The sequence below is a fragment of the Micromonospora sp. NPDC047707 genome (genome assembly GCF_040704235.1).
Taxonomy (GTDB): Bacteria; Actinomycetota; Actinomycetes; order Mycobacteriales; family Micromonosporaceae; genus Micromonospora.
In genome coordinates this window covers 234204-254718 of the sequence record NZ_JBEYSU010000009.1, presented here as the reverse complement: position 1 = coordinate 254718, position 20515 = coordinate 234204, and the positions used below count along the sequence as shown (strand labels likewise).

Genomic DNA, 20515 nt, shown 5'->3' with positions numbered 1-20515 from the left:
TCTGTCTTCACAAACGACCATCGATGCCCTCTCTACTTGCGCTGGTCAACCTGCCACGCCGCTCAACCCAGAGTTGGGAATCACTCGTCTAGAGTCGCGAACACGTTTCGCGTACGACGGGAGGGCGCATGCCGACCGCACCGCTGCCACGGTTCCCCGCCGGGTTCCGCCTCGGAGTGTCCACGTCCGCGTACCAGATCGAGGGCGCGGTCGCCGAGGGCGGCCGCGGACCGTCCATCTGGGACACCTTCGCCCGCTCCCCCGGCCGGATCGCCGACGGCAGCACCGGCGACGTGGCCTGCGACCACTACCACCGGTACGCCGAGGACGTCGCGCTGCTGGCCCGGCTGGGCGTCGGGGCGTACCGCTTCTCGATCGCCTGGCCCCGCGTCCGACCAGCCGGCGACGGCCCGGTCAACGCGGCCGGCCTGGACTTCTACGACCGGCTCGTCGACGACCTGCTGGCGCACGGCGTCGACCCGGTCGCCACCCTGTTCCACTGGGACCTGCCGCAGCCCCTCGAAGACGCCGGCGGGTGGCTCGACCGGGACACCGCGTACCGGTTCGCCGAGTACGCCGACGCCACCGCCGCCCGGCTCGGTGACCGGGTGAAGCTGTGGATCACCCTCAACGAGCCGTTCATCCACATGAGCCTCGGCCACGGCATGGGCGTGCACGCGCCGGGCCGGATGCTGCTGTTCGACGCCTTCCCAGTGGCCCACCACCAGTTGCTCGCGCACGGCCTCGCCGTCGCCGCGCTGCGCACCCGCACCGCCGGCCCGGTCGCCATCGCCAACAACTACTCGCCGGTGCGGGTCCTCGGCGACACCGGGGCCGACGCCGCCGCCGGGGCGGCGTACGAGGCGCTGCACAACCGGCTCTTCACCGACCCGCTGCTCGGCCGGGGCTACCCGGACGGACCCGGCTTCGAGCCTGGCGTGGTGCGGAACGGCGACCTGGCGGTCATCGCCGCGCCGATCGACGTGCTCGGCGTGAACTACTACAACCCCACCGGGATCCGCGCCCCGGAGGAGGGATCGCCCCTGCCCTTCGAGATCGTGCCGCTCGACGGCTACCCGCGTACCGCCTTCGACTGGCCGGTCGTCCCCGACGGGCTGCGCGAACTGCTCAACTGGCTGCGCCGCACGTACGGCGACGACCTGCCGCCGATTCAGATCACCGAGAGCGGCTGCGCGTACGACGACGCGCCGGACGCCGACGGGCGGGTGCACGACCCGGAGCGGATCGCGTACCTCGACGGGCACCTGCGGGCCGTCCGGGCGGCGATCGACGACGGCGTGGACGTGACCGGGTACTTCGTCTGGTCACTCCTCGACAACTGGGAGTGGGCCGAGGGCTTCACCAAGCGCTTCGGCCTCGTCCACGTCGACTACCCCACCGCGACCAGGACGCCCAAGTCGTCGTACGCCTGGTTCCGGGACGTGATCGCGGCCGCCGGCGGAGGTCCGGCGACGTGACCACCGTGAACCCGACGCCGGCCGCGCTGCCGGCGGCGCTCGCCGAGCCGACCGTCCCGGTCCGGCGGGGCTGGATCGCGCTGCTCGCCGCGGCGAACCTCGGCGTCTGGATGGCGTTCTTCACCCCGATCCAGGTGCTGCTCCCGCAGCAGGTGGAACGGATCGCGCCGGCCGACAAGGAGACCATGCTGGCCGTGGTCACCGGCGTCGGCGCGCTGGCCGCGGTGCTCGCCAACCCGCTCGCCGGTGCGCTCTCCGACCGTACGGCCCCGCGCCTGGGCGGGCGGGCCTTCGGCCGCCGGCACGCCTGGACCGCCGGCGGCGCGGTGCTCGGCGCGCTCGCCCTGGTGCTGCTGGCGCAGCAGCGCACCGTCCTCGGGGTGACGCTCGGCTGGGTCGCCGCGCAGGTCTGCTTCAACGCGATGCTGGCCAGCCTCACCGCCGCCGTGCCCGACCGGGTGCCGGTGGCGCAGCGCGGCGGCGTCTCCGGCTGGGTCGGCATCCCGCAGGCGCTCGGCCTGGTGCTCGGTGTGGTGCTGGTGACCGCCGTGGTCACCGGCAACGCGGCCGGGTACGCCGCCGTCGCGGTCGCCGTGCTGGTGCTCGCCCTGCCGTTCGCCCTGCTCACCGTCGACGACCCGCTGCCGGCCGCGCACCGGCCGCCGCTGCGCCGGCTGCTCGCGTCCATCTGGGTGTCCCCCCGGCGCCACCCCGACTTCGGGTGGGCGTGGATCACCCGCTTCCTCGTCCAGCTCGGCAACGCCCTCGGCACCCTCTACCTGCTGTACTTCCTCACCGACGAGGTGCGCCTGGCCGACCCGGAGGGCGGCCTGCTGGTGCTGATCCTGCTCTACACGGTGGGGCTGGCGTCCACGGCGGTGGTGGCGGGGCGGCTGTCCGACCGCTCCGGGCGCCGCAAGGTCTTCGTGATGGCGGCCGGCGGCATCATGGCGGTCGCCGCGCTGCTGCTCGCCGTGGCGCCGGCCTGGCCGGTGGCGGTGGCCGCCGCCCTGCTGCTCGGCGGCGGGTACGGGGTCTACCTCTCGGTGGACGCGGCACTCATCACGCAGGTGCTGCCCCACGCGGCCGACCGGGCCAAGGACCTCGGGGTGATCAACATCGCCAACTCCGCGCCACAGGTGCTCGGCCCGGCGATCTCCGCGCCGATCGTGGTGTACCTGGGCGGCTACCCCACCCTGTACGCCGCCACCGCGGCGGTCACCGTGCTGGGCAGCGTCCTGGTACTGAAGATCCGCTCCGTTCGGTGACCGCCCCGAGTGCAAGGAAGGGACCCTTTTACAACACCAGGCGATAACAAGGGGCCCTTCCAAACCTGGTCGCGGACGCCCGTAGGCTGGGGGACGTGACGGTACGTGTACGCTTCGCCCCCTCCCCGACCGGAATGTTCCACGTCGGCGGCGCCCGCTCGGCCCTGCAGAACTGGATCTTCGCCAAGCAGCAGGGCGGGGTGTTCGTGCTCCGCGTCGAGGACACCGACGCGGCGCGCAACAAGCCGGAGTGGACCGAGGGCATCCTCTCGGCGCTGGACTGGATCGGCATCGCCCGGGGCAGCTACGAGGGCCCGTACTTCCAGTCGTCGTACGCGGGCGAGCACCGCGCCACCGCCGCCCGGCTGTACGAGGGCGGCCGCGCGTACTACTGCGACTGCACCCGCGAGGCCGTGCAGGCGCGGACCGGCTCCCAGCACTCCGGCTACGACGGTTTCTGTCGGGACCGGGGCCTGGAGCCCGCCGAGGGACGCGCGCTGCGCTTCCGTACGCCGGACGAGGGTGCGACGGTCGTGGTCGACCTGATCCGCGGCGAGCCCACCTTCGAGAACAGGCACATCGAGGACTTCGTCATCGCCCGCGGTGACGGGTCCCCGGTCTTCCTGCTGGCCAACGTGGTCGACGACATGACCATGGGCATCACCCACGTGATCCGGGCCGAGGAGCACCTGCCCAACACCCCCAAGCAGCAGCTGCTCTGGGACGCGCTGGGCGTCAAGCCCCCGGTCTGGGCACACGTCCCGGTGGTGGTCAACGAGAAGCGGCAGAAGCTCTCCAAGCGGCGCGACAAGGTCGCCCTCGAGGCGTACCGCGACGAGGGCTACCTGGCCGACGCAATGCGCAACTACCTGATGCTGCTCGGCTGGGCGCCGTCGGGCGACCGCGAGATCGTGCCCTGGTCGGTGATCGAGGACGAGTTCCGGCTGGAGGAGGTCAACCCGTCCCCCGCGTTCTTCGACGAGAAGAAGCTGCGCGCGTTCAACGGCGAGTACATCCGGGCGCTCCCGATCGCGGAGTTCGTCGCGGCGTGCCAGCCGTGGCTGACCGGCACCGACACCATCGCGCCGCCGCCGTGGCAGCCGGAGGAGTTCGACGCCGACGCGTTCGCGGCGGTGGCGCCGCTGGCGCAGACCCGGATCGCGGTGCTCAGCGAGATCGTGCCGAACGTCGACTTCCTGTTCCTCGACTCGCCCCTGATCGACGAGGCGGCCTGGACGAAGGCGATGAAGGAGGGCGCGGCGGAGCTGCTCGACGCGGCGGTCGCCGCCTTCGACGCGCTGGAGTCCTGGGACGCCGAGTCGATCAAGGCGGCGCTGGAGGCGGTCGGTGCGGAGCGGGGCCTCAAGCTGGGCAAGGCCCAGGCGCCGGTCCGGGTCGCGGTCACCGGCCGCACGGTCGGCCTCCCGCTCTTCGAGTCCCTCGAGGTGCTGGGCCGCGACCGCACGCTCGCCCGCCTCCGCGCCGCCCGCCTCCGCCTGTTCTGACCCCGCCCGGCCCCCTCCGCGCGCCGAGCGTGCACCTGCTGCCGGGACTCGCGCCGGCTGCAGGTGCACGCTCGCCGGGGCCCGGGTGACCGGGCGAGGACGGGCGTCAGGGGGTGGATCGGCGGCGGCGAAGGGCGAACGTGGCCGCTCCGGCGCCTGCCAGCGCGAGGGCGCCGAGGCCGGCCCAGAGCCACGGGGAGCCGTCGTCGCCGTCCTGGCCCGCCGTCGGCTCGGCCGCCCCGGCGGAGGCGGTCCCGGCGGAGGCGGTCCCGGCGGAGGCGGTCCCGGCGGAGGCGGTCCCGCCCGGGCTCGGCTCGGCGGGCGTGGCCGACGGTGAACCCGTCGGCGCCGACGGGGTGGCGGAGACCGACGGGTCGGCGGGAGTGCCGGTGGTCAGGGTGAACCGGACCTCGCCCGAGACGGGGTGCCCGTCGCTGGACTGGACCCGGTAGCCGACGATGTAGAGCCCGGCGCGGCCGGGCCGGAACGGCACGCTCACGCGGGTGCCGGAGAACGTCGGCGCGCCGCCGGCCGCCGCCACATTGTCCGGCCCGGTGACGGTGACCTCCGTCGTGGCGGCGTCGAGCTTCGCCAGGAAGCGCAACTCGATCCGGGCGGGCGCGGTGGCGATGCGCGCGCCGTCACGCGGGTCGCTGCCGGTCAACTGGTTGTGCGCGGCGGCCGGCGCCGGCGGCACCAGCAGCGACACACCGAGCGCCACGCCGAGCACCACTGGCCAGGCACCCGCCGCACGTGCGACCCTGCCCCCCATACACCCCTCCCGAAAGGTACGATCCGCCCGTTGATCAACGACCGCTGTCGAGTTAGTCGGTCGGGGATCGCAGATAGTTCCAATAACAGTTCCACAAGCTGCAACCAATCGCCGTCCGGCGGAGTCTTAGGGTGGGAGTCCGACCTGCGCGTCCGGTCACCACCGCCGACCCAGCAACGCGTGACCTGCAGCGAAGCCATCCATCGAACGGGGCGAGGAGGCGGCGATGGTCCGAAGGGTACGGCGACTTGTCGCCTTGGTCGTTGGGGCCCTCGCGACGGGGGTGCTGGCACTCGGCCTGGTCGACCCGGCGAAGGCGGCCCCGAAGCCGCCACCCGCGGGCGTGGACATCACCGGTACGGGCCTCGCCGAGCCGCTGCGGCTCCGCGCCAACCGCCACCCCGCCGAGGTGGTGGCCGTCATCGACCAGGTCAACTTCCTCGGCCGCACCGGCCAGACCACCGGCCCGCGCAAGGGCGACCTCGGTCCGAAGTACACGATCGTGGTGCTGTCCGGCGAGACGCCCAAGCAGACGTACGACCTGTACCCGAAGGCGGCCGGGGGCCCGCGCGTCTACCGGCCCGCCAAGCAGCCGGACTCGCGGCGTACCACCGCCGGCTGGTTCCTCGGCCGGCTCACCATGTCGGAGACCCTGCGGAACGTCGGGGTGCCGCTGGAGCGCCAGTTCGACACGGTGAGCGGTGGCGTCGGCGGCGGTGAGCGGGTCATCCCGGAGGACGCCATCAACCCCGCCCAGGACATCGACGAGGCGCTGGGCGAGCTGCGGCGGCTGCTGCTGCTCAATGTGGCGGTCGTGCTCACGATCACGACCGGTCTGGCGGGGATCGCGCTGCTGATCCGCCGCCGGACCCGCTGACGCCCGCAGCCGGGCCTCACATCTCCACGACGACCTTGCCGCGGACGTGGCCCGTCTCGACCAGGCGGTGCGCGTCCGCGGCCTGGTCGAGGGGGAACGTCCGGGCCACGTGGACGGTCAGCCGACCCGCGTCCACCAGCCCGGCCAGCACGCTCAGGTCCGCGGTCGACGGCTTGACGAAGACGTAGCTGCCGCCGAGGCGGGCCACGTGCTCCGGATCAGCCGTCGAGATCAGGCGGGCCGGCCGGGCGAGCAGCTCGGCCGACACGTCCAGGGCGTCGCCGCCGAACAGGTCGAGCGCCACGTCCACCCCGTCCGGCGCGAGCTTGCGCACCCGGTCCAGCAGGCCGTCCCCGTACGCGACCGGCTCGGCACCGAGGGAACGGACGAAGTCGTGGTTGTCCGGGCCGGCGGTGCCGATGACCGGTCGGCCCCCAGCGCGCGGGCGATCTGCACGGCGAGGTGACCGACCCCGCCGGACGCCCCGTGCACGAGAACGGTGTCGCCCGCGCCGGCACGCCCGAGTTGCAGCGCCTGGTACGCGGTGAGCCCGGCCAGTGGCAGCCCGGCGGCCTCGGCCCAGGACACCTGCACGGGCTTGGCGGCCAACGTGCGCTCCGGGGCCGGCACCAGCTCCGCGTAGGTGCCGTACTGGATGTGGTCGCGCCGGACGTAGCCGACCACCTCGTCGCCCACAGCGAAGCCGGTCACCGCCGGACCCACCGCCGCCACCACCCCGGCCGCGTCCCAGCCCGGCACCAACGGGAAGTGGCTGGGGAAGGCTCCCGCCAGATAGCCCTCGCGGACCTTCCAGTCGACGGGGTTCACTCCGGCGGCCCGCACCTGCACGAGGACGACGTCCGGACCGACCGGCGGATCGGGCAGCTCCCGCACGGTGAGCAGGTCGGCGGGGCCGTACTCGTCGATCGCGATGGCCTTCACGACCACCACGCTAGCGGCCGGACGGCGCCCGTGCGGTCAGCACCAACGGCGTGGCGGTCGCTCCCGGCGGGTGGCCCGCTGCCGGGGCCGGACCGGGCCGTGCCGGTGCGCGCCCGCCCAACCCGGCAGGGCACTGCGGCAGCCGGCGGGCGCGTCGTCGACCGGCGGCGCCGGCTCCGCCGACCGCTGCCGCGGCACCGCGACCTCGTCCTCGGCGCGCTCGGTCAGCCGCCCGGCGGGGGTCTCCCCCGGGTGCGCCGGCAGACCGCCGGCGATCCGCCGGTGGTGCTTGGCCGCCGGCTGCTCGTGGTGGCCCGGCCGGCAGGGCTCGCCCTGGGCGCAGCCGTGGTCGGCCTCCCCGTGCGCCATCCCGGTCTCCTCACGCTCGCCGTCGCGCGCCGGTGACAGCCCGGCGTGCCCTGTCACCGTACTGGCCGGGCCTGACGAGCTGTGCAGCACGTACCCAGTTCAGCGGCGCGGACGGCGGTGGAGATCCACCCGGCGGACGGCCGGGACGGGCGCCGCTGTGGTGGGATCGAGGCCATGCGACCGCCACCGTGGCTCGGGCCCGACACCCTCGGCCGGGACCTCACGCTGGCGGGCGCGTCGCTCGCGGGCGGCCTGATCCTGTACGGGCTGGGCACCCAGCCGCAGCTGCCCGGCGGGACGGGTGCGCCGGAACCGCTGTTCCTCGTGCCGCTGGTGGCGGTGTGCGTGGCGGTCGGGCTGCGCCGGGCCGCCACCCGGGCGAGCCTCGCGCTGGGCACGGCGGCGGTGCTGGCCGACCTGGCGCTGGGCGGCTCACTGGCGACCGTCCTGGTCTACACGCAGGTGCTCTACGACGCCTGCGTGTACGGCTCGGCCCCGACCTGGCGGCGGCTCCTGCGGGTCACCGTGGCGCTGAGCCTGCTCGCGGCCGTCGCCGGTGTCCTGGTGCTCGGCCGCTGGCAGGGGGTCGGCGTCGCGGCTCCGGTGGTGCTCGCCGGGGTGCTGCCGGTGATCACCGGGCTGAGCGTCCGGCAGTACCGCGACCAGGCCGCCGCCGAGCGGGTCCGCGCCGAGCAGACCGCCCGGCTGGTCGAGCTGGACCGGCGGCAGGCGGTGAGCGCCGAGCGGGCCCGGATGGCGCGGGAGCTGCACGACGTCGTCGCCAACCAGCTGAGCGCGGTGGCGATCCACGCCACGGCCGTGCTGTCCGTGCCCGGGCTGGACCGGTCGCAGGTGGAATCGGCCCTGCGGGTGATCCGGGAGAACAGCGTGCAGGGCCTCGCCGAGATGCGGCAGATGATCGGGCTGCTGCGCGGGCCGGCCGACGGTGAGCCGGGCGGGCACGCCACGGCCGAGGCGATCCCCGCCCGGTTGAGCGAGGTGGCGGCCGTCGTGGAGCGGGTCCGCGCCGCCGGACTGGCGGTACGCGTCCGGTGGCGCGGCGAGCCCCGCCCGCTGCCGGTCGGGGTGGACCTCGCCGCGTACCGCATCGTGCAGGAGTCGCTGACCAACGCGCTCAAGCACGGCGCGGGCGACGCCGACCTGGAGGTCGCGTACGAGCCGGCCGCGGTCGTGGTGCGCGTGGTGAACCCGCTGCGCGGCGGCGACGCGGCGGTGACCGGCGCGGGCGCCGGCCTGGTCGGGATGCGGGAACGGGTGGCGCTGCTGGACGGCCGGTTCACCGCCGGGCCCCGGGACGGGCGGTGGTGCGTCCGGGCCGAGCTGCCCGCCGGCGTGCTCGCCGGGGACGGGAGGACGACGTGACGGACCCGGTCCGGGTGCTGCTCGCCGACGACCAGCCCGCCGTCCGGGCCGGCCTGGTCCTCATCCTGGCCGGCGCGCCGGGCGTGGAGGTGGTGGGCGAGGCGCACGACGGCGTCGAGGCGGTACGGCTGTGCCGGGAGCTGCGGCCGGACGTCGCCGTGCTCGACGTCCGGATGCCCCGGCTGGACGGCATCTCGGCGACCCGGGAGATCGTCGCGGACCGGCTCGCCGACGTGCTGGTGCTCACCACGTTCGACCTCGACGAGTACGTCTTCGGGGCGTTGCGGGCCGGGGCCGCCGGGTTCCTCCTCAAGGACACCGACGCCGACGGCCTCGTCACCGCCGTGCGGACGGTCGCCCGCGGCGAGGGGTTCATCGCCCCGGCGGTGACCCGGCGGCTGATCACCGCGTTCGCGGCGACCGCACCGGCCACCTCCGCCGCCACCCGGGCGGCGGTGGCCGCGTTGACGCCCCGGGAACGCGACGTGCTCGCCTGCCTCGGGCTCGGCCTGTCCAACCAGCAGGTCGCCGACCGGCTGGCGATGGCGGAGAGCACCACCAAGACCCACGTCAGCCGGATCCTCGGCAAGCTCGACCTGCGCAGCCGGGTGCAGGCCGCCATCCTGGCCCAGGAGCTGGGCCTGCCGGTACCCCCGCCGGCCGGCCGGACACCGGAGCAGGGCGGCACGGCTCCCACCGGAGCCTGATCCACTCGTTGCCGGCGGCATGGCGGGGTCCCGCCGACGCGGAGACCGCCATGCCGGCGGCATCGCGTCGATCAAGGCGCCGCCGGGCCGGCCCGGGGTGCGGGATGCCGGCGAGCTGCCCCCGGCACGGCGGCCCAGGTCACGGCGTGTCAGGCTGGGGCCGTGAGCGAGCCGGACACCGAGCTGACGGCCACCCTGCGCCGCATCGAGCGGGCGGCCGGGGCGTTGGCCACCGCCAGCGTGGCGCGGATGGACGAGACCCTGCCGTGGTTCCGCGCGCTCCCGGCCGACCAGCGCTCGTGGGTCATGCTGGTGGCCCAGGCCGGCGCGCGCTCGCTGGTGCAGTGGCTGCGCTCCGGCGGCGGCACCGCCGACAGCACGCAGGAGGTCTCCGACGAGGTCTTCGCGACGGCGCCGCAGGCCCTGGCCCGCTCGATCAGCCTCCAGCAGACCGTGGCCCTGATCAAGGTGACCATCGACGTGGTGGAGGAGCAGGTCCCGCACCTGGCCGCCCCGGGCGAGGAGCCGCAGCTGCGCGACGCGGTGCTCCGTTTCTCCCGGGAGATCGCCTTCGCCGCCGCGCGGGTGTACGCGCGCGCCGCCGAGTCCCGTGGCTCGTGGGACGCCCGGCTCCAGGCGCTGCTGGTGGACGCGCTGCTGCGCGGGGACTCGCCGGACGTGCTGGCCAGCCGGGCCGCCGCCCTCGGCTGGACGGACGCCCCGCCGGTGGCGGTGGCCGTGGGCCGCTCCCCGGGCGGCGAGGTCTCCGCGGTGCTGCACACGGTCTACCGGCAGGCCCGGCGGATCGGCGCCGAGGTGATCGGCGGCGTGCACGGGGACCGGCTGGTCATCGTGCTCGGTGGGGCGGCCGACCCGGTCGCCGCGACCGGCGAGCTGCTCGAGGCGTTCGGGGAGGGGCCGGTCGTCGTCGGTCCGGCCGTGCCGAGTCTGGACGAGGCCACCGAGTCGGCCCGCGCCGCCCTCGCCGGGTTCCGGGCCGCGCCGGCCTGGCCGGCGGCGCCCCGGCCGGTTCCGGCCGCCGACCTGCTGCCCGAGCGGGCGCTCGCCGGGGACGCGGAGGCCCGCCGGCGGCTGCGGCACGACGTGTACGCGACGCTGGCCCGCGCGGGCGGCGAGCTGCTGGAGACGCTGGACGCCTTCTTCGCCGCCGGGGGGACGCTGGAGAGCGCCGCCCGGGCGCTGTTCGTACACCCGAACACGGTGCGCTACCGGCTGCGCCGGATCGCCGAGGTCACCGGGTTCTCGCCGCTCTCGGCGCGGGACGCGTACGCGCTCCAGGTGGCGCTCACCGTCGGCCGTCTCGACCCGGTGGTCACGGTGGTCCCGACCCAGACAATGGCCCCAGGCGTGAGGAAAACATCACAGACGGGTGATGATCTCGGCCGATCTTTGTAGGATCCCTCCAAAGGTCCTAGTGCGGTTTGGTCGGGGGCGGCACAGCGCTACCCGCGCGTATCCGGGAGAGTCTTAGACGTGCTCGCCGTACTCTCCCCCGGCCAGGGTTCGCAGAAACCCGGCTTCCTGACCCCCTGGCTCGATCTGCCCGGCGCCGAGGCGCGGCTCCGCTGGTGGTCGGCGCTCGCCGGGGTCGACCTGGTCCACCTCGGCACGGCCGCCGACGCCGACGAGATCAAGGACACCGCCCGCACCCAGCCGCTGCTGGTCGCGGCGGCGCTGCTCGCCGCCGAGCACCTGCCGATGTACGACGTCGCGCTCACCGCCGGCCACAGCGTCGGCGAACTCGGCGCGGCGGCGCTGGCCGGGGTACTTCCGCCGGAGGCCGCGATCACCCTGGCCGGCGTCCGGGGCCGCGAGATGGCCGCCGCCTGCGCGCTGGAGCCGACCGGAATGGCCGCCGTGCTGGGCGGCGACCCGGACGAGGTGCTCGCCGCGCTCGCCGCGCACGGGCTGCACCCGGCCAACCGCAACGGCGCCGGCCAGGTCGTCGCCGCCGGCGCGCTGGACGGGCTGGACAAGCTGGCCGCCGAACCGCCGGCGCGCACCCGGATCATCCGGCTCCAGGTTGCCGGCGCCTTCCACACGCCGTACATGGCCCCGGCGGAGGCGGCGCTGGCGACGGTGGCCGCCGGTATCACGCCCACCGACCCGGCCCGCATCCTGCTGTCCAACCTGGACGGCTCGGCCGTGAACCACGGCCGGGAGATGGTGCAGCGGCTGGTCCGTCAGGTCACCGCCCCGGTCCGTTGGGACCTGTGCATGCGGACGCTGGCCGACCTCAATGTCACCGGGGTGATCGAGCTGCCGCCGGCCGGCACCCTCGCCGGCCTGGTCAAGCGTGAGCTGAAGGGCGCCGCCGCGCCGGAGATCGTCACCCTGAACACCCCCGACGACCTGCCCGCCGCGCGGGACCTGATCGCCCGGCACAGCGGTATCGGCGGCCACGAGCCGGTGATCCAGTTCCGGGTGGTGGTCTCCCCCGCGGCCGGCACGTTCACCCCCGCGGCGGACCTGGCCGAGGGCGCCGGCCTGCGCAGCGGCCAGGTCATCGGCCACGTCGCCACCCGCCAGGGCGCGGTCGAGGTAACCGCGCACGACAACGGCCTGCTCACCGAGTGGCTGGCCCACCACGACGACCCGGTCGCGCCGGGGCAGCCGCTCGCTCGCATCGGCGGCCACGCATGAGCCCGACACCGCGCGCGACGCGGCCACGCAGGGAAGGACAGCTTCGATGACGGGCAGCCGGATCGTCGCGCTCGGCCACTACCAGCCGTCGCGGGTGGTGACCAACGACGAGATCGCCCAGCTGGTGGAGACCAACGACGAGTGGATCCGCGACCGGGTGGGCATCGTGACCCGGCGGATCGCCGACGGCGAGACGGTGGCCGACATGGCCGCCGCCGCGGCGGGCAAGGCACTGGCCGGCTCGGGCCTGACCGCCGCCGACATCGACCTCGTCGTGGTGGCCACCTGCACCTCGGTCGACCGCAGCCCGAACGTCGCCTGCCGGGTCGCCGCCAAGCTCGGCATCACCGCACCGGGCGCGTACGACATCAACACCGCCTGCTCGGGCTTCGCGTACGCCCTGGGCACCGTCGACCACGCCATCCGGGCCGGCGCCTCGCGCAACGCGATCGTCATCGGCGCGGAGAAGCTGTCCGACTTCACCGACTGGACGGACCGCTCGACCTGCATCATCTTCGGCGACGGCGCGGGTGCCGCGGTGGTCACCGCCGCCGGTGCGGACGAGCCGGCCGGTGTCGGCCCGGTGGTCTGGGGCTCAGTGCCGGAGCGGGGCGACGCGGTCCGCATCGAGGGCTGGCGCCCGTACATCCAGCAGGAGGGGCAGGCGGTCTTCCGCTGGGCCACCACCGCGCTGGCGCCGCTGGCGCTCCAGGCCTGCGAGCGGGCCGGGGTCGACCCGTCGGAGCTGGCCGCGTTCGTGCCGCACCAGGCCAACGCCCGGATCATCGACGGCATCGCCAAGCGCCTCGGCATCCCCGACGCGATCATCGCCAAGGACATCGTCGAGTCGGGCAACACCTCGGCCGCGAGCGTCCCGCTGGCCCTGTCGAAGCTGGTCGAGCGGCGGGAGGTGCCCTCCGGCGCCCCGGTGCTGCTGTTCGGTTTCGGTGGCGGCCTGACCTACGCCGGTCAGGTCGTCCGCTGCCCCTGAAGACCCGGCGCGGTCCCACCGCGCCGCCTTCGCCACCACGGCGGAGAACAACCCCCGATGAGAGGAACCAACCGCAATGACCCGTGACGAGATCACCGCCGGCCTCGCCGAGATCCTCGAAGAGGTTGCCGGGGTGAACCCGGACGACGTGGCCGAGGGGAAGTCCTTCACCGACGACCTGGACGTCGACTCGCTGTCGATGGTGGAGGTCGTGGTGGCCGCCGAGGAGAAGTTCGGCGTCAAGATCCCGGACAACGAGGTGCAGAACCTGAAGACCGTCGGGGACGCCGTCAGCTACATCGAGGCGCAGTCCTGACCATGGCACACACCGACGTCGTCGTCACCGGGCTCGGCGCGACCACCCCGCTGGGCGGGGACGTCGCGTCGACCTGGGACGCCATGCTCAACGGCCGCTCCGGGGTGAGTGCGCTCACCCAGGAGTGGGCCGCGCAGCTGCCGGTCCGGATCGCCGCCCAGCTCGCGGTCGATCCGGCCGGCCTGCTGGACCGCGTGAAGCTGCGCCGGCTGGACCGCTCCGAGGCGATCGCGATCATCGCCGCGCAGCAGGCCTGGGCGGACGCCGGCCTGGCCGACTCCGGGCTCGACCCGGAGCGGCTCGGCGTGAGCGTCGGCTCGGGCATCGGCGGGGCGCTGACCCTGCTCGCCCAGGACGACGTCCTCGAGGCGTCCGGCCCGCGGCGGGTCTCCCCGCACACCATCCCGATGCTGATGCCGAACGGCCCGGCCGCGTGGGTCGGCCTGGAGCTGGGCGCCCGCGCGGGCGTGCACTCCGTCGCCAGTGCCTGCGCCACCGGCGCGGAGGCGATCGCCCTCGGCATGGACATGATCCGCGCCGGTCGCGCCGACGTGGTGGTGGCCGGCGGCACCGAGGCGGTCATCCACTCGCTGCCGATCGCCGGCTTCTCCTCGATGCGGGCGATGTCGACCCGGAACGACGAGCCGGAGCGGGCCTCCCGCCCGTGGGACAAGGGCCGCGACGGCTTCGTGCTCGGCGAGGGCGCCGGCGTCCTCGTGCTGGAACGCGCCGAGCACGCCGCCGCCCGGGGCGCCCGGGTGTACGCGCGGCTCGCCGGCGCCGGGATCACCTCCGACGGCTACGACATCGTCCAGCCGCACCCGGAGGGGGCCGGCGCGATCCGGGCCATCGCGAAGGCGATCGCCGACGCGGACGTCGCCAAGGCCGACATCGTGCACGTCAACGCCCACGCCACCTCGACCCCGGTCGGCGACATCGCCGAGATCAAGGCCCTGCACCAGGCGCTGGGTGACCACCCGGTGCTGACCGCGACGAAGTCGATGTCCGGGCACCTGCTCGGCGCGGCCGGTGCGCTGGAGTCGATCGCCACGATCCTGGCGATCCGCGACGGCGTCGTACCACCGACGATCAACCTGGACGACCCGGACGACGGTCTCGACCTGGACGTGGTCGCCAACAAGGCGCGCCACATGGAGATCCCCGCCGCACTGAACAACTCCTTCGGCTTCGGCGGGCACAACGTGGTTCTCGTCTTCACGCGGGCCTGAGACCACAGCCTTGGAGGCTCACGTGACCACCACCGTTGCCGGCACGGAGACGTCCACCGTGGACCACCGGGATCCGGAGCTGCGGCTCCGGGCCCTGTTCGACGCGGGCACGCTGCGCCTGCTGGCACCCCGGGACACCTCCGGGGTGCTCTGGGCGCGGGGTGAGATCGAGGGCACACCGGCCGTCGCCTACGCGACGGACGCCACGAGGATGGGTGGCGCGATGGGCACCGACGGGTGCCGGCACATCGTCGACGCCATCGACACCGCCGTCCGGGAACGGGTGCCCGTGCTGGGGCTCTGGCACTCGGGCGGCGCCCGGCTGGCCGAGGGCGTGGTCGCGCTCGACGCGGTCGGCCAGGTCTTCGCCGCCATGGTCCGGGCCTCCGGCCGGGTGCCGCAGATCTCCGTGGTGCTCGGTCCCGCCGCCGGTGGCGCGGCGTACGGGCCGGCGTTGACCGACATCGTGGTGATGAGCGGCACCGGGCGGATCTTCGTCACCGGCCCGGAGGTGGTCCGCAGCGTCACCGGCGAGCAGGTCGACATGGAGCGCCTCGGCGGCCCCGAGCCGCACGGCCGGCGCTCCGGCGTGGTGCACGTGACGTGCCGGGACGACGAGGAGGCGCTGGCCGAGTCGCGCAAGCTCGCCGCGCTGCTGGGCCGCCAGGGCCGGCTCTCTCCGGACGACGTGCCCGCGTCCGGCGGGGACGGCCACGACCTGGCCGCGAAGATGCCGGCCGAGGCCAACCGCGCGTACGACGTCAAGCCCGTCGTGAAGGCGCTGCTCGACGCCCCGGGCGTGGAACTGCACGCCAAGTGGGCGCCGAACATCGTCACCACGCTGGGCCGGTTCGCCGGCCGGACGGTGGGCGTGATCGCCAACAATCCGCTGCGCCTGGGCGGCTGCCTCGACGCGTCCAGCGCCGAGAAGGCGGCCCGGTTCGTGCGGATGTGCGACTCGCTCGGGGTGCCGCTGATCGTGCTGGTCGACGTACCCGGCTACCTGCCCGGCCTGGGCCAGGAGTGGGACGGCGTGGTGCGGCGCGGCGCGAAGCTGCTGCACGCCTTCGCCGAGGCCGTGGTGCCGCGCGTGACGCTGGTGACCCGCAAGGCGTACGGCGGCGCGTACATCGCCATGAACTCCCGGTCCCTGGGCGCCACCGCGGTCTTCGCCTGGCCGAACGCGGAGGTCGCGGTGATGGGCGCCAGCGCCGCGGTGAACATCCTGCACCGCAAGAAGCTGGCCGCCGCTCCCGTCGAGGAGCGCGAGACGCTGCGCGCGCAGCTGATCGAGGAGCAGATCCGCGTCGCCGGCGGCGTGAACCGGGCGCTGGAGATCGGCGTGGTCGACGACGTCATCAAGCCGGCCGAGACCCGGCGCCGCATCGCCGAGGCGCTCGCCGCCGCCCCGGCCGCCCGGGGCGCCCACGGCAACATCCCCCTGTAGCGGGAGACGCGCGACAGGGCCCTCGGGGTGGTACCCGGAGGCCCTTCCGTTGGCCTTGACGGCCCGCACCCCGCCCGGTTTGCTGTACTGGCTGAAGATCGGTAACGGGGAGATCGCCGTGCCACGTCGTACCACCGCGGCCCTGCTGGCCGCGCTGACCCTCACCCTGCCGGCCGGCTGTGGCGGCGACGACGACCCGGCCGCCGCCGGTTCGCCGGCCCCGTCGGCGACCGGCGAGCCCTGGTACGACGAGATCACCACGGCCGAGCGGGACGGCGAGGTCGGTCCCGCCGGTACGCCCTGCCCGCTGCCGGTCACGTTCCCACTCGCCACGGGCTGGCGGCCCGAGACCATCGAGCCGCCCGCGACCGCCCCGTCCGGCGGCCCGGAGGCCGAGCTGGGCGCGGAGCTGATGGCGGCGCTCGGCCGGCGCGGCGGCGCCACCCTCCGGTGCGAGGTGGACGGCCGCCGCCGGGGCGGGGGCTTCCTGCGGGTGTGGACCGCCGACCGGGCCGGCGTCGCGCCCCGCGCCGCGCTGGACGCCTACCTCGCCGACACCGCGGTCGAGACGGCCGTCGAGCCACGGTTCCGCGACGTCACCGCCGGCGGTCTCGCCGCTGTCGAGGCGACCTGGCTGAGCCGCAGCGAGCTGCTGGGCGAGGAGAACCGCGGCTGGGCGGTGGCCGTCCAGGCGGATGGGCGGACCCTGCTGTTCACCACGAACGAGAGCCTGATCGCGGAGCGGACCGACGTGCTGCCGGCGTACCGGTTGGCGGTCCAGGGGCTACGCGTCGGCGCGTGAGCGTCGGCGGTCAACCGGCGCAGGTGGTGGCGGGCAGGCCGGGCACCGGCACCGGGGAACGACCGGCCGGCGGCGCCTTTCCGGCCAGCACCCGGGCGAGGGCGGTCATCGACGCCCGGCTCGACGAGTACGTGGCCAGCAGCGTCGGTGAGGTGGCCTTGGCCAGCACGTACGGGGTGTCCATGGCGACCGTCACCGCGGCGTCGGCACGCAGGTCGTCGGCGCCGTCGCCGTATCCGACGAGGTGGACGACGGTGCCGCCCTTCGGGACCACGCGCACCCCGGCCGACGTCAGCGCCTCGGTCAACGCGGCCCGCGTGTGCGCCCGGCCGCCGGAGGTGGTCACCGTCACCGGCCCGCGCACCGGCGCGCCGCACGGCCCGCGCAGCACGGTCACCGCGGCGGCGGCCAGCTCTCCGGCCGCGTCGCGGTGCGCCGGCGCGGCGAGCGTGGACAGGTCGGGGGTGGCCCGGCCGGCGAGGGTGAACTTCATGGTGAGCACCCGGGTCGCCGCCTCCACCAGGCGGGCGCGGGGCAGCGAGCCGTCCCGCAGGGCGGCGAGCAGCCCGTCGTACGCCTGCCCGACGTGCGGCGGCATGAGGATGAGGTCGTTGCCCGCCTTCAGGGCGCGCACCGCGGCCTCCCCGGGCGACCAGCGCTTCGCCGGCGCCATGTTCATCCCGTCGGTGATCACCACGCCCTTGAAGCCGAGCTGGTCCCGGAGCACGCCGGTGAGGAGCTTGTGCGAGAAGGTCGCCGGGGTGCCCGGGTCGACGGACCGCACGTCCAGGTGGCCGGACATCACCGCGAGGGCGCCCGCGTCGACACCGGCCCGGAACGGCACCCAGGCGCCGGCCTCCAGCGCCGCGCGTGGCTGGTCGAGCACCGGCAGGTCGGTGTGGGAGTCGGTGGCGCTGTGGCCGTGGCCCGGGAAGTGCTTGAGGGTGGCCGCGACCCCCGCGGCCTGGAGGCCCCGGACGGCGCCGCCGACCTGTGCCCCCGCCGCCTTCGGGTCCGCGCCGTACGAGCGGGAGCCGATGACCGTGCTGCGGGTGACGAGCACGTCGGCGACGGGGGCGAAGTCGACGTTGACGCCCATCGCCGCGAGTTCGGTGCCGGCGGCCCGCCAGGCGGCCTCGGTCAGCTCCGGCTTCCCGGCCGCACCGGCGGCGAGCGCGCTGGGCAGCAGCGTGACGCCGTCGGTGATCCGGGTGACCACCCCGTGCTCCTGGTCGGTGCCGATGAGGAACGGTGCCGCTCCGGCCGGCAGGTCGGCCGCGGCCTCGCGCAGCCCGCTGGTCAGCGCGCGGACCTGCTTCGGGTTGTCGACGTTGGTGGTCTCCTGGTTGCCCTTGGTGGGGTCGTCGGCGCTGAAGCCGACCAGGATCAGCCCGCCGAGGCGGTACTTCCCGATCATCTGGGCGGGGGTGTCGACGCCGGCGAGGGAGCGGTTGCCGGCGGCCGACGCGGGCGAGACGCGGTCCGCGGCGTCGCCGTAGGCGTACGGCATCAGCACCTGGCCGACGAGGTCCTCGTCGGCCAGGCGGGTGACGAGGGCGGCGGCGTGGGCGGCCGGGTCCCCGGCGGGGACCGGCACCGGCGTGGTGGGTGCCGCCGACGGCACGCTCGCCGCCGGTGCCGGGGGCGCGGTCTCCCGCGGGTCGGCGCAGCCGGAGACGAGCAGTGCGGTCAGTACGGCGAGCGCGACGCCGCCACGCCGCAGAGTTGTCGACACGCGAGTCATCCCACCAGTTCGACGCTAATCGGGGCAACCCGACCCTACGCGGGCCGACCGGCCACCGCCCTCGTGCGGCGCCGCCTCGCGGGGCCCGCGTGGGGCTCAGCCCACGCGGGTGAGCAGGGTCACCGGCGCGCCGTCACCGGCGTAGCGGTACGGCTCGAGCTCGGCGTCCCAGGCGGTGCCGAGCGCCTTGTCGAGGGCGTGCGCGAGGGCCTCCGGTGCCCGTGCGCCCGCCATGATGCTGCGCAGCCGGTCCTCGCCGAGCTGGATGTCGCCGGCCGCGCCGACGGTGGCGCGGAACAGGCCACGGCCCGGCACGTACATGAAGCGCTCCCCGTCGGCGCCGGGACTCGGCTCCTCGGTGACCTCGAAACGGATCATCGGCCACTGCCGGAGGGCAGCAGCCAGCTCGGCGCCCGTACCCGGACGACCGGTCCACCCGCACTCCGCCCGGCGGGCGCCGGGGTCGACGGGCTGAGCGGTCCACTCGAGGCTGACCGGCGCGGCAAGGACGCGCGCGATCGCCCACTCGACGTGTGAGCACACGGCGAGCGGGGTCGAGTGGACGTATACGACGCCACGCGTTGGCACGGTGACCTCCCGGAGAGCGAGGTGCGTCTTCCCCTACGACCTCGGCCAGCCGGGTGGCTTCTGGAACACATGATGACTGCTGTGACGGATGGTGCGCCAGAGAATCGGAAAATTCGCCGGTGGAATAGCCGGTCGGGTGACCGTGGTTGACCACCACGACGCGGTGACCAGCCAGGGATCGTGGTCGTGTACAGTTCCATCGGCGGCCTGTGCCGCGAACGTCTTCCGCGGGACCACCCACCGGGTGAAGCCCGCACCCAGCCCCCGGACGTCTACCGCGTCCTCCCGTACGTCTTGCAAGGAGTACCTCCGTGGCGAGCAACACCTCTAAGACCGCGCGCGCGTCAGTCCGGGCCGGCCAGGCTGGCCAGGGTGGCGCCCTCAGCGTGCTGGGCGAGTTCAAGTACGTGATCCCGCTGAACGGCGGCAAGCACGCCTACGTGCGGAACCTGACCAACGGCAAGACCGCGCACCTGCGCACCGACTCCGAGGCCTTCGTCGAGGAGATCCGGGTGCTGGCCGCGGCCGGTCACGCCGCCAAGATCCGGGCCGAGCTGTCCGCGCTCAACGCCGCCCACCCGGGCGACGGCTGGGACGCCACCGAGAAGCGCCTCGTCGAGGCCGGCGTCTTCGAGGGCTGAGCCCCTCCCGCAGCAACCGCGAACCGCCCGTCGGGACACCTCCCGGCGGGCGGTTCCGCGTCTGCGCCGGCCGCCGACGGGTCGACAGGGGACCCCTCCTCTACCGTCCGCGTCAAGAAGGGGCCCTTCCTTACTCCGTCAGCGGGGTGACCTCGCCGGTCGCGAGGTCGTACAGGGCGCCGACCACGGCCACGTGCCCGGCGCTGACCGGCGCGACGAGCAGGTCGTCGGCGCGCAGCGCGGCCACCGTCCGCTGCACGTGCCGCCGGATCGCCAGCGGGCCCACCCGCGGGTCGGACACACCGACCTCGGTGACCGCGGGCGCGATCTGGTCGACCAGGTGCGCGAGCGAGCCACCGGGCCGCTCACCGGCGCGCAGCGCCTCCACCGCCGCCGCGACCGCGCCGCACCGTTCGTGGCCGAGCACCATGACCAGCGGTACGCCGAGCTGCCCGACCACGAACTCGATCGAGCCGAGCACGGCCCGGTCCAGCACGTGCCCGCCGGTCCGGATCACACAGATCGAGCCGAAGGTCTGGTCGAAGATCGCCTCCAGCGGCACCCGCGAGTCGATGCAGCCGAGCACGACGGCGTACGGCTGCTGGTCACCGGAGGCGGCCGCGGCCGCGGCGGTGACGTCGTGGCCGTGGATCGGCTGGCCGCTCACGAACCGCCGGTTGCCGGCGAGCAGCTCGGCCAGCGCGGCGCGGGGCGTACCCCCGGCGCGGCGACCCGGGTGGTGCGGCGCTGCTGCCATGCCGGTCAGCCTGACCGGTACGCCGGGGTTCGCGG

At 74.9% G+C, this 20515-nt stretch carries 20 protein-coding genes and 1 pseudogene; 14 read left to right on the top strand and 7 right to left on the bottom strand.

The genetic code is table 11. The annotated features are described in order from the left end of the window. The first annotated feature begins 128 nt into the window (after nucleotides 1-128). The 3 genes from AB0873_RS13690 to gltX all read left to right on the top strand — a co-directional run bounded on the left by AB0873_RS13690 (nucleotide 129) and on the right by gltX (nucleotide 4251). On the top strand, nucleotides 129-1478 hold the full coding sequence (locus tag AB0873_RS13690; RefSeq protein ID WP_366599993.1) for a GH1 family beta-glucosidase: 1350 nt from the start codon (nucleotides 129-131) through the stop codon (nucleotides 1476-1478). Beyond that, nucleotides 1475-2746: an MFS transporter gene (locus tag AB0873_RS13685; protein ID WP_366599992.1), complete on the top strand. Its 1272-nt coding sequence runs from the start codon at nucleotides 1475-1477 to the stop codon at nucleotides 2744-2746. The genes AB0873_RS13690 and AB0873_RS13685 overlap by 4 nt, the downstream gene beginning before the upstream one ends. A gap of 95 nt (nucleotides 2747-2841) precedes the next feature. Beyond that, on the top strand, nucleotides 2842-4251 hold the full coding sequence (gene gltX / locus AB0873_RS13680) for a glutamate--tRNA ligase (protein ID WP_366599991.1): 1410 nt from the start codon (nucleotides 2842-2844) through the stop codon (nucleotides 4249-4251). Between the two features lie 106 nt (nucleotides 4252-4357). Here the strand turns inward: gltX and AB0873_RS13675 are convergent, their stop codons facing one another. After that, entirely contained in the window at nucleotides 4358-4972 is a 615-nt protein-coding gene (locus tag AB0873_RS13675) for a copper resistance CopC family protein (protein WP_366599990.1), read from the bottom strand. Between the two features lie 277 nt (nucleotides 4973-5249). Between AB0873_RS13675 and AB0873_RS13670 the strand changes: the two genes are divergently transcribed. Then, nucleotides 5250-5900 (top strand): hypothetical protein, encoded by a 651-nt coding sequence (locus AB0873_RS13670; protein WP_366599988.1) that lies wholly within the window; start codon nucleotides 5250-5252, stop codon nucleotides 5898-5900. Nucleotides 5901-5916: 16 nt separating this feature from the next. On the opposite strand, the gene AB0873_RS13665 is transcribed toward AB0873_RS13670, so the two are convergent. From AB0873_RS13665 to AB0873_RS13655, 3 genes are read right to left on the bottom strand one after another with little or no spacing between them, the layout of a single operon-like run. Continuing rightward, a complete protein-coding gene (locus tag AB0873_RS13665; protein WP_366599987.1) occupies nucleotides 5917-6234 on the bottom strand; it encodes a zinc-binding dehydrogenase in 318 nt (105 codons plus the stop codon). Continuing rightward, nucleotides 6132-6842 carry an NADP-dependent oxidoreductase gene (locus AB0873_RS13660; protein ID WP_366599986.1) on the bottom strand — a complete coding sequence of 237 codons (711 nt, stop codon included), beginning with the start codon at nucleotides 6840-6842 and terminating at the stop codon, nucleotides 6132-6134. Before AB0873_RS13660 ends, AB0873_RS13665 begins: the two co-directional genes overlap by 103 nt. Nucleotides 6843-6878: 36 nt before the next feature. Then, nucleotides 6879-7211, bottom strand: coding sequence for a hypothetical protein (locus tag AB0873_RS13655; RefSeq protein ID WP_155330876.1), 333 nt, complete (start codon nucleotides 7209-7211; stop codon nucleotides 6879-6881). A gap of 174 nt (nucleotides 7212-7385) precedes the next feature. On the opposite strand from AB0873_RS13655, the gene AB0873_RS13650 reads away from it, so the two are divergent. From AB0873_RS13650 to AB0873_RS13610, 9 genes and pseudogenes are all read left to right on the top strand, one after another. Continuing rightward, complete coding sequence (locus AB0873_RS13650; RefSeq protein WP_366599985.1) at nucleotides 7386-8594, top strand: histidine kinase; 1209 nt, start codon at nucleotides 7386-7388, stop codon at nucleotides 8592-8594. Then, the gene (locus AB0873_RS13645) at nucleotides 8591-9301 is read left to right on the top strand and encodes a response regulator transcription factor (protein WP_366599983.1); all 711 of its coding nucleotides are present in this window, start codon (nucleotides 8591-8593) and stop codon (nucleotides 9299-9301) included. The genes AB0873_RS13650 and AB0873_RS13645 overlap by 4 nt, the downstream gene beginning before the upstream one ends. Nucleotides 9302-9421: 120 nt before the next feature. Continuing rightward, nucleotides 9422-10717, top strand: a pseudogene (locus AB0873_RS13640) (helix-turn-helix domain-containing protein); the annotation flags it as partial. A gap of 78 nt (nucleotides 10718-10795) precedes the next feature. Next, a complete protein-coding gene (locus AB0873_RS13635; RefSeq protein ID WP_366599982.1) occupies nucleotides 10796-11965 on the top strand; it encodes an acyltransferase domain-containing protein in 1170 nt (389 codons plus the stop codon). 46 nt (nucleotides 11966-12011) lie between these two features. Further along, nucleotides 12012-12956 carry a beta-ketoacyl-ACP synthase III gene (locus tag AB0873_RS13630; protein ID WP_155330871.1) on the top strand — a complete coding sequence of 315 codons (945 nt, stop codon included), beginning with the start codon at nucleotides 12012-12014 and terminating at the stop codon, nucleotides 12954-12956. Nucleotides 12957-13032: 76 nt separating this feature from the next. Beyond that, nucleotides 13033-13272, top strand: coding sequence for an acyl carrier protein (locus AB0873_RS13625; RefSeq protein ID WP_007072348.1), 240 nt, complete (start codon nucleotides 13033-13035; stop codon nucleotides 13270-13272). A gap of 2 nt (nucleotides 13273-13274) precedes the next feature. Beyond that, nucleotides 13275-14501 (top strand): beta-ketoacyl-ACP synthase II, encoded by a 1227-nt coding sequence (fabF, locus tag AB0873_RS13620; RefSeq protein ID WP_366599981.1) that lies wholly within the window; start codon nucleotides 13275-13277, stop codon nucleotides 14499-14501. Between the two features lie 22 nt (nucleotides 14502-14523). After that, nucleotides 14524-15948: a carboxyl transferase domain-containing protein gene (locus tag AB0873_RS13615; protein WP_366599980.1), complete on the top strand. Its 1425-nt coding sequence runs from the start codon at nucleotides 14524-14526 to the stop codon at nucleotides 15946-15948. Between the two features lie 118 nt (nucleotides 15949-16066). Further along, the gene (locus tag AB0873_RS13610; RefSeq protein WP_366599979.1) at nucleotides 16067-16750 is read left to right on the top strand and encodes a lipoprotein; all 684 of its coding nucleotides are present in this window, start codon (nucleotides 16067-16069) and stop codon (nucleotides 16748-16750) included. 10 nt (nucleotides 16751-16760) lie between these two features. Here AB0873_RS13610 and AB0873_RS13605 read toward each other — a convergent pair whose 3' ends face one another. Both AB0873_RS13605 and AB0873_RS13600 read right to left on the bottom strand, forming a co-directional pair. Further along, on the bottom strand, nucleotides 16761-18494 hold the full coding sequence (locus AB0873_RS13605; protein ID WP_366599978.1) for a glycoside hydrolase family 3 N-terminal domain-containing protein: 1734 nt from the start codon (nucleotides 18492-18494) through the stop codon (nucleotides 16761-16763). A gap of 96 nt (nucleotides 18495-18590) precedes the next feature. Continuing rightward, nucleotides 18591-19082 carry a DUF3145 domain-containing protein gene (locus tag AB0873_RS13600; RefSeq protein ID WP_155330866.1) on the bottom strand — a complete coding sequence of 164 codons (492 nt, stop codon included), beginning with the start codon at nucleotides 19080-19082 and terminating at the stop codon, nucleotides 18591-18593. 311 nt (nucleotides 19083-19393) lie between these two features. On the opposite strand from AB0873_RS13600, the gene AB0873_RS13595 reads away from it, so the two are divergent. Then, nucleotides 19394-19723: a hypothetical protein gene (locus AB0873_RS13595; RefSeq protein WP_155330865.1), complete on the top strand. Its 330-nt coding sequence runs from the start codon at nucleotides 19394-19396 to the stop codon at nucleotides 19721-19723. A 130-nt stretch (nucleotides 19724-19853) separates the two neighbouring features. On the opposite strand, the gene AB0873_RS13590 is transcribed toward AB0873_RS13595, so the two are convergent. Beyond that, nucleotides 19854-20480 carry a carbonic anhydrase gene (locus tag AB0873_RS13590; RefSeq protein WP_366599977.1) on the bottom strand — a complete coding sequence of 209 codons (627 nt, stop codon included), beginning with the start codon at nucleotides 20478-20480 and terminating at the stop codon, nucleotides 19854-19856. Nucleotides 20481-20515: the final 35 nt, after the last annotated feature.

Coding starts and splice junctions, on each gene's coding strand:
- AB0873_RS13690 (WP_366599993.1), top strand. CDS start 129: ATGCCGACCGCACCGCTGCCACGGTTCCCCGCCGGGTTCCGCCTCGGA.
- AB0873_RS13670 (WP_366599988.1), top strand. CDS start 5,250: ATGGTCCGAAGGGTACGGCGACTTGTCGCCTTGGTCGTTGGGGCCCTC.
- AB0873_RS13655 (WP_155330876.1), bottom strand. CDS start 7,211: ATGGCGCACGGGGAGGCCGACCACGGCTGCGCCCAGGGCGAGCCCTGC.
- AB0873_RS13650 (WP_366599985.1), top strand. CDS start 7,386: ATGCGACCGCCACCGTGGCTCGGGCCCGACACCCTCGGCCGGGACCTC.
- AB0873_RS13630 (WP_155330871.1), top strand. CDS start 12,012: ATGACGGGCAGCCGGATCGTCGCGCTCGGCCACTACCAGCCGTCGCGG.
- AB0873_RS13625 (WP_007072348.1), top strand. CDS start 13,033: ATGACCCGTGACGAGATCACCGCCGGCCTCGCCGAGATCCTCGAAGAG.
- fabF (WP_366599981.1), top strand. CDS start 13,275: ATGGCACACACCGACGTCGTCGTCACCGGGCTCGGCGCGACCACCCCG.
- AB0873_RS13605 (WP_366599978.1), bottom strand. CDS start 18,494: ATGACTCGCGTGTCGACAACTCTGCGGCGTGGCGGCGTCGCGCTCGCC.
- AB0873_RS13590 (WP_366599977.1), bottom strand. CDS start 20,480: ATGGCAGCAGCGCCGCACCACCCGGGTCGCCGCGCCGGGGGTACGCCC.